The sequence below is a fragment of the Actinomadura sp. KC345 genome, from assembly GCF_004348515.1.
Taxonomy (GTDB): Bacteria; Actinomycetota; Actinomycetes; order Streptosporangiales; family Streptosporangiaceae; genus Spirillospora.
Genome location: NZ_SMKH01000087.1, coordinates 11,739 through 27,058 on the forward strand (window position 1 = coordinate 11,739; position 15,320 = coordinate 27,058).

11 protein-coding genes and 2 pseudogenes are annotated in these 15,320 nt (G+C 70.8%); 8 read left to right on the top strand and 5 right to left on the bottom strand.

All coding sequences use genetic code 11. The annotated features are described in order from the left end of the window. Positions 1-4 precede the first annotated feature (4 nt). The 3 genes and pseudogenes from E1281_RS16750 to E1281_RS16765 form a co-directional block, all read right to left on the bottom strand. A complete protein-coding gene (locus tag E1281_RS16750) occupies positions 5-1,375 on the bottom strand; it encodes a cation:proton antiporter (protein WP_131879197.1) in 1,371 nt (456 codons plus the stop codon). A 169-nt stretch (positions 1,376-1,544) separates the two neighbouring features. After that, positions 1,545-1,760, bottom strand: a pseudogene (locus tag E1281_RS16760) (glycoside hydrolase family 15 protein); the annotation flags it as partial. Positions 1,761-1,930: 170 nt separating this feature from the next. Further along, complete coding sequence (locus tag E1281_RS16765; RefSeq protein WP_131879200.1) at positions 1,931-5,110, bottom strand: glycosyl hydrolase 115 family protein; 3,180 nt, start codon at positions 5,108-5,110, stop codon at positions 1,931-1,933. Positions 5,111-5,444: 334 nt separating this feature from the next. Between E1281_RS16765 and E1281_RS16770 the strand changes: the two genes are divergently transcribed. The 4 genes from E1281_RS16770 to pabB all read left to right on the top strand — a co-directional run bounded on the left by E1281_RS16770 (position 5,445) and on the right by pabB (position 10,342). Continuing rightward, positions 5,445-6,248, top strand: a complete 804-nt coding sequence (locus E1281_RS16770; protein ID WP_243717027.1) for an SAM-dependent methyltransferase — start codon at positions 5,445-5,447, stop codon at positions 6,246-6,248. A 76-nt stretch (positions 6,249-6,324) separates the two neighbouring features. Continuing rightward, on the top strand, positions 6,325-6,966 hold the full coding sequence (locus tag E1281_RS16775; RefSeq protein WP_131879204.1) for a nitroreductase family protein: 642 nt from the start codon (positions 6,325-6,327) through the stop codon (positions 6,964-6,966). 45 nt (positions 6,967-7,011) lie between these two features. Continuing rightward, complete coding sequence (locus E1281_RS16780) at positions 7,012-8,052, top strand: 5-methyltetrahydropteroyltriglutamate--homocysteine methyltransferase (RefSeq protein WP_131879206.1); 1,041 nt, start codon at positions 7,012-7,014, stop codon at positions 8,050-8,052. Between the two features lie 127 nt (positions 8,053-8,179). Next, positions 8,180-10,342 (top strand): aminodeoxychorismate synthase component I, encoded by a 2,163-nt coding sequence (gene pabB, locus E1281_RS16785; protein WP_131879208.1) that lies wholly within the window; start codon positions 8,180-8,182, stop codon positions 10,340-10,342. Here pabB and E1281_RS16790 read toward each other — a convergent pair. After that, positions 10,279-12,102, bottom strand: coding sequence for a cellulase family glycosylhydrolase (locus E1281_RS16790; RefSeq protein WP_131879210.1), 1,824 nt, complete (start codon positions 12,100-12,102; stop codon positions 10,279-10,281). The two genes, pabB and E1281_RS16790, sit on opposite strands and share 64 nt — an antisense overlap. Positions 12,103-12,246: 144 nt before the next feature. On the opposite strand from E1281_RS16790, the gene E1281_RS16795 reads away from it, so the two are divergent. Further along, the gene (locus tag E1281_RS16795) at positions 12,247-12,831 is read left to right on the top strand and encodes a TetR/AcrR family transcriptional regulator (RefSeq protein ID WP_165958964.1); all 585 of its coding nucleotides are present in this window, start codon (positions 12,247-12,249) and stop codon (positions 12,829-12,831) included. On the opposite strand, the pseudogene E1281_RS16800 reads toward E1281_RS16795, so the two are convergent. After that, positions 12,729-13,532, bottom strand: a pseudogene (locus E1281_RS16800) (SAM-dependent methyltransferase). The gene E1281_RS16795 and the pseudogene E1281_RS16800 sit on opposite strands and share 103 nt — an antisense overlap. Here E1281_RS16800 and E1281_RS16815 point away from each other — a divergent pair. From E1281_RS16815 to E1281_RS16825, 3 genes are all read left to right on the top strand, one after another. Continuing rightward, positions 13,519-13,929 (top strand): hypothetical protein, encoded by a 411-nt coding sequence (locus tag E1281_RS16815; protein WP_131879218.1) that lies wholly within the window; start codon positions 13,519-13,521, stop codon positions 13,927-13,929. The pseudogene E1281_RS16800 and the gene E1281_RS16815 sit on opposite strands and share 14 nt — an antisense overlap. A gap of 186 nt (positions 13,930-14,115) precedes the next feature. Continuing rightward, positions 14,116-14,685, top strand: a complete 570-nt coding sequence (locus tag E1281_RS16820; RefSeq protein WP_131879220.1) for a TerD family protein — start codon at positions 14,116-14,118, stop codon at positions 14,683-14,685. 6 nt (positions 14,686-14,691) lie between these two features. Continuing rightward, positions 14,692-15,320, top strand: a 629-nt coding sequence (locus tag E1281_RS16825) for a TerD family protein (RefSeq protein ID WP_165958965.1), incomplete at its 3' end; no start/stop codon positions are given.

A 15,320-nucleotide genomic window follows, 5' to 3' on the forward strand; every position in this document is an offset into this window, starting at 1 on the left:
AGGTTCAATTGCTGGACGATCCCGATGCCCCTGATGGCTCGGATGCCTCGGGGGGCGACGCTGGTGGCGATTTCCCGGGCTGGGCCGCGTCCTTCCCTCTGCCGCCTGAGCCCTTTTTGTCCTCCGGGGCCCTTTTGCCGTCTGGGCCCTTTCTGTCGTCCGGGGTCTTTTCCTCGTCCGGGTCGTCGTCGTGGTCGAACCAGGCGGGGACCTCTTCCTCGCTGTCGAAGCCCTTCGCCACGATGACGTCGGTGGACGAGTGCGCCAGGATCGACAGCGCGATCGTCGCTGCGACGAGGTGGAAGATCTCGTCGGCGGCCGCGATCCCCGATTCCAGGACGATCAGCCCGTAGACGACCGAGGCGAACCCCTTGGGCCCGAACCACATCGCCGCGATCTGCTCCCGGGTACTGAGCTTCGAGCGCAGGAACGACACCCAGAGCGCCACCGGACGCGCGACCACGAGGGCCAGCACCGCGAACACCCAGCCCGACCAGCCGACCTCGCTGAGGAACTGCGGCGACAGCAGCGCGCCGAACACCAGCAGCGCGCCGAGCTTGAACAGCTCGGCGATCAGCTCGCCGAACTCCTCGAACGACTCCTTGTAGTGGTCGCCGACGGTCGCGACCGTCACACCGGCCGCGAATGCGGCGATGTACAGGTTGCCGTGCGTGGCCATGGACAGCGCGAGGACGAGCATCCCGATCGCGAGGGCGTTCAGCGGCTCGAACTTGGGCGCGACCGCGAACAGCCGGGTGCGCTCCAGCGCCAGTGCCGCCAGCGGTACCGCCACGCCGATGACCACGCCGAGGGCCAGCTCGATCGCCAGCTCGTCGATGTGCAGGTCCCCCGAGCCCTGGGCGATCGCCAGGAAGATGATCACGAATGGGAGGGCGATCCCGTCGTTGATCCCGGACTCGGTGTTCAGCAGGCGGCGCAGGCGGGGCGGCACCTTCTCGTTGCCGATCAGGGCCGCCGCGAACACCGGGTCGGTCGGGGAGAGCACCGCGCCGATCAGGAGCGACTCGATCCAGCCGAGCCCCACCACGTAGTGCGCGAGGGCCGCGGTGATGAGCAGGGTGAGGGGCAGGCCCCCGGCCAGGGCCCGGCCCGGAAGCCGCCAGGCGCCGCGCACCTCCTTCCAGCCGGCCTTCATCCCGTCGGTGAACAGCACCGCGAACAGCGCGAGTTCGGCGAGCGTGTTGACGATCTCGTCGTCGGGGGACAGGTGCAGGACGTCACCGACGCCCTCGCCGAGCAGGAAGCCGCCCACCAGGAACAGGACGGCCGTCGACATGACCGTGCGGTGGACGAAGGCGGACACCAGCACCGCGAGCAGCAGCATCGCGGCGAAGACCAGCAGGAGAGTCGTCATAAACCGGGATCTTTCAGACATCGACGGACGTTCATGCCGACCGGACGAAACCCCGGCGCATCAGGGCATGACTTTAACGGTCATGGTCCCGTCGCTGTAACCCCGGTCGCTGTAACCCCGGTCGCTGTAACGCCGGTCGCTGTAACGCCGGTCGCTGTAACGCCGGCCGTCACGTGCGCGACGACCGGGCCTGCTCCAGCCAGGTGGGATGACCGCCGCCGGGATGCCGTGCGGTGTTGATGAGCCCGACATGGGAGTACGCCTGCGGGGTGTTCCCCACCTGCCGCCCGGCGGCGGTGTCGTACTCCTCACTGAGCAGGCCCAGGTCGCTGCGCGGGTCCAGGAGGCGCCCGAACAGGTCGGTGGCCTGCTCCGTCCGGCCGATGCCGTGTCACCGTCCGGCTGATCGACTTCATGCCGACGCGTCCGGCTTCCTCCGGCCTACCCATGACGGCGGATGTATCTCCCGCTCGCCGGACCTTCCCCGGAAGCGCACCGGCCCCGGAAGCGCACCGGCACGGCGGCCCGGGAACCGCTGCCGTGCCTGGCGCCTCCTCAGGAGTGCGTCTTGCGGCTCTCGGGGGGACCGAGGTAGGAGGTCCGCAGGCCTCCCGTGTCGACCACGAGCTTCTGCAGGACGACGGTCGGATCGACCATCCAGAACTTCAGGGTGTGCGTCCCGGGTCCGCTGACGGTGTGCGTCGTCACGGTGCGGTTGACGTTGTCGGAGGTGTTCCTCTCCCACTGCTTGTTCATCGTGGTGTCGTTCGCGCCGGTCGCCTCGGTGATGTTCACGACCTGCGGCTCCTGGTCGTCGAGCGAGATCGCGTACTTCAGCCCCCCGGTCGACAGGACGCTGTTCCTCGGGGACAGATAGGCCCAGATCCTCACCGGCCCGGTCGTGGTCAGCGTCATGTCGTATTCCAGGCGCGGGCCCTCGCCCGGCTCCTGGCTGGGCGCGGTGACGGGGAACGGCTCCATTCCGGCGTCCGTGCGGCCGATTCCCGGGAGCCGCCTCCAGCGGGCGACGTCCGTGCGGGTGGCCCGGGTGTAGCCGTCGGCGTCCATCGAGACGTAGCCGCCGGCCTCCAGGAAACCGCGGGGCCTGAACGATCCGGGCTTGTCGACGACCGCCTGGACGGTCACGGTGCGGCCGCCGGGCCCGGAAATCTCGATCGGCACGCGGCTGGTTCCCTCCGGCGCACGCCGCCAGTCGATCCACACCGTCGCCCGCTGCTGTTCGTCGACGCGGCCCTCGGCGTGAGTGACCTTCACCCAGGGCTCGCCGGGGGTGATCCGGTAGTCGAACGGGTCGGTGCCGCGGTTGAACACCTCGATGTACTGCCGGGGCCCGCTCTGGTAGGGGCTGAACTCCGGAAGGACGGCCTCGGACTCCGCTTCGGGCCACCACTTGCCGGAGCCGTCGATGGCCACGCCCATCTCCGAGCCGTCCGGCACCTCGATCCGCCTGACCTCGGGAAAGATCTTGTCCGGCAGGGCCACATTGTCCTTCTCCGGCTGCTGCCAGGGCGCGTTCGGGCCGTAGCGCTCCACGTCCCCGTAACCGATCTTCGGCTGGCTCTGGAAGCCGTTCCACTTCCCGCCCGCGAGTCCGGTGTCGTAGTACCTCGACATCGCCTGGTCCTCGGCGAAGCGGGCTTCGGCGAGGTCGGCCTGGCCGTTGGTGGCCGCCCGTCCCTGCTCCGCGTAGCGGATGTTCGTGAACTCCGCCTTCCGCAGTTCGTACAGGTTGGCCGTCGCCTTCACCCTGTAATGGACGAGCTGGTAATAGGCGTCCTGGTACTCCCTGGGCAATCGGCGGCGGATCCGATCGGCCTTTCCGGCGAGCGCCCGCCACCGCGCGGTGACCCTGTCCATCTCCTGGTACCGGTTCAGATAGAAGGGCGTCTCCTCGTCGTCGTAGACCACCGCGGACGGGTCGGTGGAAAGGTCCTTCTCAGGGTCGACGGTGATGCGGCGGTTGAGCAGTTCCGGCTTGCGGAGCGCTTGCAGGTCGCCATAACCGTTGAGCACCTCGGCGATCTCTCCCGCCTGCCCGTGCCCGAAGTTCTGCGCGGCGAACCGCCGCTCCCATTCGCCGAGCTTGTGCAGGGGCCAGCGGTCCGGGTCCCAGGCGTAGTCGAGGAAGAACTGGAGCGGAAGCTCGTTGCTCTTCATGTCGCCGACGTTCGCGACCCACAGATTCCGGATGCCGTACCGGTAGGACTGGTGGAGCTGCTCCCACGTGTTGGTGAGCTGCGCGGTGTCGACCCACTTGTAGTTGCGGCCGCCGCCCACATAGTCGAAGTGGTAGTAGAGCCCGTAGCCGCCCGCGCGCTCCGGCAGGTTCCGCTCGGGCATCTTGCGCATGTTGCCCCAGTTGTCGTCGGTGAAGACGACGGTCACGTCGTCGGGGACGCGCATGCCCCGGTCCCAGTACCGCTGGACCTCCTTGTAGAGCGTCCAGACCTGCGGGGTCTCGGACGCCGCCTTGCCCGTGACCTGCTCCAGGATCTCGCGCTCACTGGCGATGATGTCCTGCATCAGCTCGATGCCGTCGCCGTCCGGCAGGCCGACGTCGCCGTTGCCGCGCATGCCGATGGTCACGACGCCCTCGAAGTCCTCGTCGACCATCCGCTGGACGCCGCCGCGCCAGTACTTCTTGATCGCGTCGGCGTTGCGGCGGAAGCTCCACTCGCCCGTCCCGCCGTACGGGTCGCTGCCCGGTTCGGTGATGTCGCCGTTCTCGTCGCGCTCCGCGGGGACGGCGTGCCGGTTCCACTCCTCGATGCCGCGCATCATCGGCGCCTCGTGGGACGTCCCCATCACCACGCCGTACTTCTTCGCGGTCGCGTGGTTCAGCGGGTCGTCCTCGGCGAAGGCGCGTCCCCACACCGCCGGCCACAGGTAGTTGGCCTTGAGCCGCAGCATGGTCTCGAAGACCTTGGCGTAGAAGTCCGCGTTGAAGCCGTTCGGGAAGCCTTCGGCCTTCCCCTCGCCGAAGAACTTCGGCGCCCACCGGTTCAAGGCCGGGTTCTCGTCGTTGATGAAGAAGCCCCGGTACTTCACGGCCGGTGTCCCCTGGGTGTGACGGCCCGGCTTCACATAGACCTCGTCGCGCCGCCGTGACGGGACGTCGGCCCAGAAGTACCACGGGGAGACGCCGATGTTCTTGGAGACGTCATAGGCGCCGTAGATGGTGGCGCGCTGGTCGCTGCCGGCGATGACGAAGGCGCGCCGGACGCCCGGCACCGGGTTGTCCACCACTTGTTCGAGGGTGGTCTCCCACTTGCCCTGGACGTCCTTCACGTCCAGCTTCCCGGACGCGACGAGCCGGTCGATGAGCGGGCTCTCGCCGATCGTGCCGATGATGACGACGGCGCTTCCCCTCGGAACCTCGCCATCGGCCGACAGCGCGGGGCGCTCGCCGGTCACCCGCTCGATATCGGACCGCAGGTCCCCCGCCACCCGCACGACGCCCTCGTGGTCGGCGCCGCTGACGACCAGTGGCGCGGCCTTCCCGTCCGCGACCAGGGGAAAGTATCCGCGCCCGTCCTCGAACGAGATGTAGGACGACGGGTCGGCGGGCCCGTCGTGGCCCGGACCCGGGCGGGAGGCCCGCGGATCGGCGGGCAGGGCCGCGGCGGGCGGGGCGGTCACGGCGATGACGAGCACGGCGATGACGGTCGGGACGAGGGCCGGGAGCGACTTCCACATCCGGCGCGGACTGCCCATCGACTGTCTCCTCACTACGGGGAGCTGCGCGAACTCGAAACTTTTCGAGAATTTTCGAGAGCCGACTGGAAAGTAACCCCCGGGGACCCTTTCGTCAACCACCTATTTCCTGCTGATCCCCTTCGGGGATGGGATGCGGGCTCTGATCGGCCACGCATGCAGGGCCGGGGCGTCAGTCGAAACATTTCGCGAGGCTCATGGTGAGCGCTCCAGAACCGGTTTCGGTCGACTCCTGGTATTTTCGACGCACGGGCGGTGGGAACGCCATAAGATCTTGAGGAGCGGCCGCGGTCCCCCCGCGGTGGTGGTCGGCACACGCTGCGGAGGCCTGACGGTGACCAACGACGAGCGGGCTCCCGTCGAACTGAACGTGGACGTCGCCCATCCCGCCCGGATGTACGACTACTACCTCGGCGGGAAGGACAACTACGAGGCCGACCGAAGGGCCGCGGAAGCGTCCCTGGAGGTCGCGCCGGAGATCCGCGCCATCGCGCGGGAGAACCGCGCCTTTTTGGAACGCGCCGTCCGCCACCTGGTGCGCTCCGGCGTCAGGCAGTTCCTCGACATCGGCGCCGGGCTGCCGACCCAGCGCAACGTCCACGAGACCGCCCAGGAGATCGCGCCCGACACCCGGGTCGTCTACGTCGACAACGACCCGATCGTCCTCGTGCACGCGCGAGCCCTGCTCAGCGCGTACGGGCTGGGCCGCACGGCCGTCGTGCAGGCCGATGTCCGCGAACCCGAGGCGATCGTCGCCGACGAGCAGGTGAACGCACTGATCGACTTCGAGCAGCCGCTCGCGGTCATGCTCGTCTCGGTCCTGCAGTTCGTCCCCGACCGCGAGCCGCACGAGATCGTCGCCACGCTGCGGGACGCGATGCCCCAGGGGGGCTACCTGGTGCTCTCGCACCCCACGCAGGACTTCCGCGGCGACCAGGCGAACCAGGTCGCCAGTACCTACAACCGCGCCAAGGCCCCGGCCGTGGCGCGGCGCAAGGCCGAGATCGAGCGCATCTTCGAGGGGTTCGAGCTGCTGGAGCCGGGGATCGTCCAGACCCCCCTCTGGCGTCCCGAAGGGGAGGTCACCTCCGACCTGGATCTCATCTGGATGTACGGCGCTGTCGGCCGGAAACTCTGAACCCCCGAAAATCTGAACCCCCGAAAGATCTGAGCCCCGCCCGATCCGACCTGACCTGAACCCCCCGAGAGGTGACATGGACGTCATCGAGGCCATGAAGACAACGGGCACGTGCCGCTACTTCCGCGGCGACCCGGTTCCGGACGAGGTTCTGATGTCGGCGTTCGACGCCGCCCGGTTCGCCCCGCAGGGCGGCAACCGCCAGCCCGTCCGGTGGGTCGTCGTCCGCGACAAGGACCGCAAGCGGCAGCTGGCCGAGTGGTACCTGGCGCCCTGGAAGGCCTACCTCGGCGGCATCGGCACCGGCGACATCGGTGTCGGCGCGCTGCCGAAGGCCGTCACCGACGCCGACCACTTCGCCGAGCACCTGCACGAGGTCCCGGCCATCGTTGTGCTGTGCGCGGAGATCGACGGCCTGCACCCCACCGACCTGGAGCTCGACCGGTTCAGCGTCGTGGGCGGCGGATCCATCTACCCGACCGCGCAGAACTTCTGCCTCGCGCTGCGCGACCAGGGCGTGGCCAGTGCCCTGACCACCCTCCTCGTGCACGCCGAGCCGCAGGTCAAGGAACTGCTGGGCATCCCGGACGGCGTCATCACCGCCGCCCACATCGCGGTCGGCTACCCCGAGCACGGCTTCCCGGCGAAGCTGACCCGCGCCCCGGCCGACGAGATCGTCTTCGGCGAGACCTACGGCACCCCGCTCGCCGGCGCCTGACCGGCGGGCCCCGCGCGCGGCCGCCCCCGACATCGAGGAGCGTTCATGGCAGCGTTGCCGCTACTGCCCACGTCGCTGGTCGGCAGCTACGCCCAGCCGGAATGGCTGATCGACCGTTCGAGGCTGGCAGGCCGCTTCCCGCCGCGCGTCCGCGCCACGGAGCTGTGGCGTGTCGAGCCCGGCCTCCTCGCCCAGGCCCAGGACGACGCCACGCTGCTGGCGATCCGGGCGCAGGAGGAGGCCGGGCTCGACATCCTGACCGACGGGGAGATCCGCAGGGAGAGCTACTCCAACCACTTCGCCACGGCGCTGGAGGGCGTCGACATCGACAACCCGGGCACGGCGCTCGACCGCAGCGGCCACCCGAACCCCGTCCCGCGGATCGCCGGGCCGATCCGCCGGCCGCACCCGATCGAGGTCGAGGACGTGCGGTTCCTGCGGGCGCACACCGACCGGACGATCAAGATGACGGTGCCGGGTCCGTTCACGATGTCGCAGCAGGCGCAGAACGAGCACTACCCCGACGTCGAGGCGGCGGCCATGGCCTACGCCGGGGCGGTCAACGCCGAGATCGCCGACCTGTTCGCGGCCGGGGCGGACGTGGTGCAGATCGACGAGCCCTACATGCAAGCGCGCCCGGACGCCGCCCGCGCGTACGGGCTGGCGGCGCTGAACGTGGCGCTCGACGGGATCACCGGCACGACGGCGGTCCACATCTGCTTCGGCTACGCCGCGATCATCCACGAACGCCCCGAGGGCTACTCGTTCCTGCCCGAGCTGGCCGGCTGCCCGGCCGACCAGGTCTCCATCGAGACCGCGCAGTCGGGCCTGGACCTGGGGGTGCTCGCCGACCTCGGCGAGAAGACGATCATCCTCGGGGTGATCGACCTGTCCGACCACGCGGTGGAGGCGGCGGAGACCGTCGCGGGGCGCGTCCGCCGCGCCTTCGACCGGGTCCCGCCCGAGCGGATCGTCATCGCCCCCGACTGCGGGATGAAGTACCTGCCGAGGGAGTCCGCGGAGGGCAAGATGCGCGCGATGGCGGGCGCCGCCGCACTGCTCCGCGAGGAGCTTGGGGCCTCCTGACCGCGGCCGACCGCCGAACGGGCGACCGCCCGGCCGGGGCGGCCGGGCGGGCGGGTACCCTCGTGCGGGCCGGGACGGCGGGGCGCGAGGTGCGCCCGAGGCCGTCGCTCGGCCCGGGGGGACACCCGTGCTGACCTTGATCATCGACAACTACGACTCGTTCACCCACAACCTGGCCCAGTTCGTCGCGGAGGCGGGCGCCGAGCCCGTCGTCCTCCGCAACGACGAGGCGGAGTGGACGCCGGAGCTCCTGAGCCCGTTCGACAACGTCGTCATCTCGCCCGGCCCCGGTTCACCGGAACGCGACGAGGACTTCGGGATCTGCGCGAAGGTGATCGAGCACGGCCGGATCCCGCTCCTCGGCGTCTGCCTCGGGCACCAGGGGATCTGCCACGTGTTCGGGGGACGCGTCCGGCCCGCCCCGCAGGTCCGGCACGGGCGGTCGTCGCCGGTCGAGCACACGGGCACGGGGCTCTTCCGGGGGCTGCCGTCACCGTTCCACGCGGTCCGGTACCACTCGCTGGCCGTCGACGGGTTGCCGGACGCGCTGGAGCCGGTGGCGTGGACGGCCGACGGCGTCCTGATGGGCGTCCGGCACACCCGGAGGCCGATCTGGGGGGTGCAGTTCCATCCGGAGTCGGTGGGCACGGACCACGGCCGGCTCATCATCCGCAACTTCCTGGACCTCGCCGGGGAGCGCCCCGGCCGCCGGGCCACGCCGTCCCCTCCGGTCACCGGGGAGCCCGGCCGGGGACCGGTCAAGCCGTACCGGGTGATCGCGCGCGAGGTCGGCACCGCGGCGGCGGCCGAGGACGTGTTCGGCGCCCTGTTCGCCGGGTCGGACCGGGCGTTCTGGCTCGACAGCAGCCTGACCGGCGAGCACGGCGGACGCTTCTCCTTCATGGGCGACGCGAGCGGCCCGCTGGCCCGGTACGTCGCCTTCGACCTGCCTGCCGGAGAGCGGGCTGCCGGGGAGCTGGTGGTCGAGTCGGCGCGCGGCCGCACGCGGCTGGACCGCGCCTCCTTCTTCGACTGGCTCGACGCGGACCTGCGCGCCCACGCCGCCGAGACCCCGGACCTGCCGTTCGGCTTCGCGCTCGGCTGGGTGGGCTACCTCGGCTACGAGCTCAAGGCCGAGTGCGGGGGCTCGCGCGCCCACCGGTCCCCGCATCCCGACGCCGCCATGATCTTCGCCGACCGGGCCGTGGCGTTCGACCACCGGGACGGGACCGTCCACCTGCTGGCCCTCTGCCCGGCCGGCGACGAGCGCGCGGCGCGGTCGTGGCTGGACGGCACGGAAGCCCGCCTCGCCGGGCCGGCGCCGGGCGGGCCGGACACGATCATCAAGCCGCCCGAGGCGGACGGCCTCGCGCTGCGGCACGGCCGCCGGGCCTACCTCGACATGATCGAGGCGTCCCAGCGGGAGATCATCGCCGGGCAGACCTACGAGGTGTGCCTGACCAACATGCTCACGGCCTCCGTGCGCGCCGACCCGTGGGACGCCTACCGCCTGCTCCGCAGGCGCGAGCCGGTGCCGTTCGGGGCCCTGCTGCGCTTCGGCGGCCTGGCGGTGATGAGCGCCTCGCCCGAGCGCTTCCTGCGCGTCTCGGCGGACGGGCGGGTGGAGTCCAAGCCGATCAAGGGCACCCGGCCGCGCTCGCCCGACCCCGCCGAGGACCGCCGCCTGCGCGCGGAACTGGCGCTCAGCGTCAAGGACCGCGCCGAGAACCTCATGATCGTTGACCTGGTCCGGCACGATCTCGGCGGCGTCGCCGAGACCGGCTCGGTCGGTGTCGACCCGATCTTCGATGTGGAGAGCTACGCGACCGTCCACCAGCTGGTGAGCACGGTCCGCGCCACCCTCCGCGCGGACGTCTCGGCCGTGCGGTGCGTGCGGGCGGCGTTCCCCGGCGGCTCGATGACGGGGGCACCGAAGATCAGGACCATGCAGATCATCGACCGCCTGGAGGAGGGCCCGCGCGGCGTGTACTCCGGGGCCCTCGGCTACTTCTCGCTGTCGGGCGCGGCCGACTTCAGCATCGTCATCCGCACGGCCGTGGCGTCGGCCGGGCGCGTCGAGTTCGGCATCGGCGGCGCGATCACCGCCCTGTCGGACCCGGCCGCCGAGTTCCAGGAGACCGCGGACAAGGCCGCCCCCCTGCTCGGCCTGCTCGGCGTCGCGTTCCCCGGCCCGGCGGCCCCGCCGCCGGGCCGGGGTCCGGTGGATCAGCCTGCCGGGAAGTGGCGGGCGGTCCAGGCGGAGAGTTCGGCGCGGGCGGCGGCCAGCTGATCGGCCGTCACCGGCGAGCCGGTCCCGGTGTTGGCCATGAGGGCGAAGTGCACCGCGTCCGCGGAGTCGCCGGCCGGCGACAGCTGGAGCCGGTGCGCCGAGGAGGAACCGGGTTCCCGCGTGACCCTGATCGGGCCGGAGCCCGGCAGGCCGTTCAGCGCGCCGAGGTCACTGACGACGGCGGTGCCGGCGGGGGCGAAGGACGCCGGAAGGTGCAGGTCGGTCGGGGCCCCGGTCGCCGATCCCCGCCACACGAGGACACCGAACTGGCGGTTCTGGACCAGGGCGGCCACATTGGGCATCGAGGACGGGACGGTGAGCCAGGGCTGCTGCCGCCCGGCGCCGCCGTATCCGGAGCGGGCCAGGTCTTCGAAGGCGAAGGCCAGAGTGCCGCCGTTCACCGCGGCGGGGTAGAGCCGGTCCAGGACACGCCGGTCCAGCCTGAGAGTGACGCCGCCCCCGTCGTCCACGGCCACGACCGAGTGGTCCTCGTCGTTCCATGCGTCCCCGTCGGTCTGGACCTTGCGGGGGTTGCCGTTCATCGGCTCGTGGTGGCGTCCGCTGTAGACGTCCCAGTGCCACTGGATCGCCGACAGCACGGCGCCGCCGTCGGAGGGCCGGTCCCACCAGCTGCCGCCGGGGACGCCGTAGTCCATCGCCTGGTACATCGCGCGGATCATCCAGGGGGTGCGGTCGTCGTCGAGCTTGTTGCCGAACTCGGAGACGAACGGCGCCGTCCCCAGGTCCCTGGCGCGCTGGCGGATCTCGTTCATCGGCGCGCCGTACACTCCGTCGGACGCGGGGGAGGGGTCGAGCGAGATGCGTGCCCCGTCGTAGTAATGGCTGTTGAACACCATCCGGGTGCCCAGGCGACCGACCGACGACATGCCGCCCTGCTCGAAGAAGCCGGTGTTCCAGAACACCAGCGGTTCGACGAACGCGGGTTTGCCGGCCCAGCCCGACTCGTCCATCGCGGCGCGGAAGCGATGGTAGAAGGGCATCAGGTGGTTCTTCTCCCAGTCCAGGCCGGACCCGCCGTCCAGGCCGCCGTCGAACGGCTCGTTGAACGGGTCGAATCCGAGGATGCTGTCGAACGCCCGCCGGGGGAGTTCCCGTTCGAGGTGGGTCATGGTCGCCTTGGCCTGTGTGAGGAAGGCGTCCTGGACGCCGATCCGCCCGGCGCTCGTGTCGAGGACCCGGTTGCGCCAGAAGTCGTAGGCGGCCTCGCGCACGGCGGCGTTGGTCATCATGTTCTGCCCCCACAGCAGGCAGATCCCGCATGACTCCCTCGGGTAGTTCCCCGCCTCGATCACCCACTTCGGGGCGCCGTCGCCGGTGTACCAGCTGCCCTGGTGGAACAGGTGCGACGAGTACAGGTCCTGGTGGTAGTCCAGCAGGACGCGGAATCCGCGGTCGGTGAACTCCTTGATCTGCGCGGTGGCCTTGTCGAGATAGGCGTGGTCGATCCGGTCGGGCGCGGGCTGGACCCCTTCCCAGCTGATCAGGAAGCGGATCGCGTTGGCACCGGTCAGATCGCGCATCGCCTGCGCGGACTTGGCGGCGTCCGCCGTGGTGCGGAACGGCAGGAGGTCGTTTTCGTAGAGCTTCGTGCTCCCAGAGACGTTGAAGCCGCGCAGCGTCACCTCGCGACCTTCGCCGTCCCGGAAGACCCAGGCCCGCTCGTCCGGTGAGACGACGACGGCCCCCGGCGGATCGGCCGCCATCGCGGGGGACGCGGTGACGGCGGGCACGGCGGCCATCACCGGGAGGGCGGCTGACAGGAGCCTGATGGTACGTGGCGGGCCCTGAAGGGTGCGTGGCAGGGGCATGACGGGGGCCTCTCATCTCCGGGGCACCCTACGATGCAAGAAGATTCTTGCATCTGCAAGAGGTATCTTGCGTCCGTGTCCACCACTCGCGAACGGGTCCTCGACGCGGCACTGGCGCTGATCCAGAAGCGCGGTTTCGGCGGCACGACGGTCACCGACATCGAGGAACTGGCCGGGCTCTCGCCGGGCAGCGGCAGCTTCTACCGGCATTTCAGGTCCAAGGAGGACGTGTTCTGCGAGGTCTTCGAGCGTGAGCTGGGCCACGCCCAGCGGCACCGGGAATCCTTCGAACGCGGTCCCGTCACCGCCGACCCGTGCGAGGCGCTCACCCGCCGCCTCCTGCAGCAGCTCGAGTACCTGTCCCAGATCAGGCCGCTGATCACGCTGCTGGCCCGCGAGCACGGCAGGTTCCCCGAACTCACCCGGAAGGTCCGCAGCGCGCTCCTGGACGAGGGCATCGCCGAGGAGGCCGAACACCTGACCCGGGACCTGCCGGCGCTGCCCGGCGACGAGGATCCGCACGCGCTCCTCGCGGTCGTCGTCTCCGCCCTGACCGGCTACCACCTGTCCCGGGAGTTCTTCGGGCGTCCCCCGGCCGACATCGACCCCGCCCGGTTCGCGGCGGCCCTCGCCGCCCTGCTCGCCGCGCCCCGCGACTGAACGCTCAGCCGGGAAGCTTCGCGAGACCTCCGTAGGCCGAGACCTCCGTAGGCCGAGACCTCGGCCGGTGCGGGCGCCGGCGGTTCCTGCGGAGCGCGGCGCCACCGTGACACCAGGACCACGCCGGGAGGGACGAGTTCGAGCGCCCGGCCGGTGAAGACGAGCCGCTCGAACTCGGCGGCGGTCCGCGGCCGGGTGCGCACACCGTCGTCGCGGTACCCGGCCGAGGCCGATCGCAGCCGCGGCTCGTGTTCGGGCGTCACGTGGCTGGCGAGGACGTAACTGCCGGGCGGGAGCGCCTCGATGAACGTCCGGACGATCTCATCGGGCCGCTGCTCGTCGGAGATGAAATGCAGAATGGCGCTCAGTATCAGCGCGAGGGCTCGTCGAAATCCAGGACCGTGCGGACGAGTTCACTGCCCACAATGGCCTTCGGCGCACGGATGTCGGCGTCCAGATAGCCCACTTTCCCCCTGGGGGTCGGAGACCATCATGGCGCGGGCGTGCGCCAGCACGACCGGGTCGTTGTCGACGTAGGCGATACGCGGGCTCTCATCATGTGAGAATGACACGTCTTTCGGCTCCTCGCTCCTGGCGGCGGCATAGAGCAGTATTTTTAACGTGGGCAATGCCGGACGTATGGCCCGCAGAATGTCGCCTCCCGTAATCGAACGATCGGGGAACGTGATGAAAATCGCCATTGCGAGCGCGTCCGGGCGGCTCGCCCGCAGCTTCGTCCACCGCGACGACTGCGCCGCCGTCGCCGCCGCGGTCCTGACCTCCTCCGGCCACGAGGGCAGGTCCTACGACGTCACCGGCCCGGAGCTGCTCGGCTTCGACGACATCGCCGCGCTCGCCGCCAAGATCTCCGGCCGCCCGCTCGGCTACCTCAGCGTCGACGACGGGGAGCTCGACGCCCAGCTGCGCGCCGCGGGCGTGCCTGACGACGTCCGCGGCATGATCGTCTCCTTCGGCGTGTCGCTGCGCGCCGGCTTCGGGGAGCCGCTGACCGGCACGGTGAAGCGCCTCACCGGCCGCACGGCCCGTCCCATCACCGAGCTGACGGAGCGGCACCGCGCCCTTCTGGCGGATGCGTGATCCGCAGGTGGCGGTCCGCGGGGAGCAGTCGGGCATCAACGGGTGACAACAGGGCGGATCGGCTGCAAGGCTTTCCCCTGCGCCTGGCCCCGCCTTCGCGGTGGCCGGGTGCCGGCAGGCCGGTGCGCTTCGGGAGCGGCACGGCACAGGGGACGACGCGTAGGGGACGACAGGGAGGCGACGGCTGTGACCGTCTCGATGGTGAAGGGCCAGCGGATCTCGCTGGATAAGCCCGGCGGTGCGCTGAGCATGGTCCGGATGGGGCTCGGCTGGGACGCGGTGAAGAAGAAGGGCTTCTTCGGCTCCCGCGAGCGGGAGATCGACCTCGACGCCTCCTGCGTGCTCTTCGCCGACCGCAGCATCGCCGACGTGGTCTACTTCGGCAAGCTGGTCAGCGACGACGGGTCCGTCCGGCACACCGGCGACAACCTGACCGGGCAGGGCGACGGCGACGACGAGTCGGTCATCGTCGACCTGAGCAGGCTCCCGGTGCACGTCACCTCGCTGGTGTTCACGGTCAGCTCCTTCAACGGGCAGACGTTCGACGAGGTGGAGAACGCCTTCTGCCGGCTGGTCAACGAGATGGACGGCGGTGAGATGGCCCGGTACACGCTGACCGGCGGCGGCGTCCACACCGCCATGGTGATGGCCCGGATCTACCGCCACGGAGAGGGCTGGAAGCTGAACGCGATCGGCGAACCCTGCCACGGCCGCACGTTCGAGGACATGCTGCCGACGATCGCCGGTCTCGCCTGACCGCCGATGACCGAACTGTCGCCCGGGGCCAACGCCCCGCTGTCCGCACGGCGGGTGACCGCCACCGTGTCCTGCGCCGTGCCCGTGGACGTCAGCGCGCTGATCGTCGGCCCCGACCTGCGGGTGCGCTCCGACGCCGACCTGGTGTTCTTCAACGCCCCCGAGGCGCCCGGCGTCCGCTGGGCCGACGGCGGCGGCCGGCAGCGGGTGGACGTCGACCTCGACGCGGTCCCCGCCGGCGCCCAGGCGGTGCTGATCGCGGCCAGCCTCTCCGGGGCCGGCTCGTTCGGATCGATGCCGCCGCCGCAGGTCAGGCTGGCGGGGGACGGCAACGACCCCGCGGCCCTGTTCACCGTCTCCGGGCTCGGCCCGGAGAAGGCGATCATCGGGCTGGAGATCTACCGCAGGGACGGCCGGTGGAAGGTGCGCGCCGTCGGCCAGGGCTACACCGGCGGCCTCGCCGAACTGGTCGAGGCGCACGGCGTCGAGGTGGACGACCCGGGCGGACCGGACGGCGAGACCGGGCAGCAGGGCATGGGCACCGCTCCGGCCGGGCCCGCCGTGGGAGCGCCTCCGCCGCCGCGACCGGCTTCCCCGCCCCCACCGCAGGGGGTTCCGGAGCCGCGGCCCGCGCC

Excerpts from the sequence above, each read along its gene's own strand:
- E1281_RS16775 (WP_131879204.1), top strand. The coding sequence starts at position 6,325 with ATGGACGTCATCGAGGCCATGAAGACAACGGGCACGTGCCGCTACTTC.
- E1281_RS16750 (WP_131879197.1), bottom strand. The coding sequence starts at position 1,375 with ATGACGACTCTCCTGCTGGTCTTCGCCGCGATGCTGCTGCTCGCGGTG.
- E1281_RS16780 (WP_131879206.1), top strand. The coding sequence starts at position 7,012 with ATGGCAGCGTTGCCGCTACTGCCCACGTCGCTGGTCGGCAGCTACGCC.
- E1281_RS16790 (WP_131879210.1), bottom strand. The coding sequence starts at position 12,102 with ATGGCCGCCGTGCCCGCCGTCACCGCGTCCCCCGCGATGGCGGCCGAT.
- E1281_RS16815 (WP_131879218.1), top strand. The coding sequence starts at position 13,519 with ATGAAAATCGCCATTGCGAGCGCGTCCGGGCGGCTCGCCCGCAGCTTC.
- E1281_RS16765 (WP_131879200.1), bottom strand. The coding sequence starts at position 5,110 with ATGGGCAGTCCGCGCCGGATGTGGAAGTCGCTCCCGGCCCTCGTCCCG.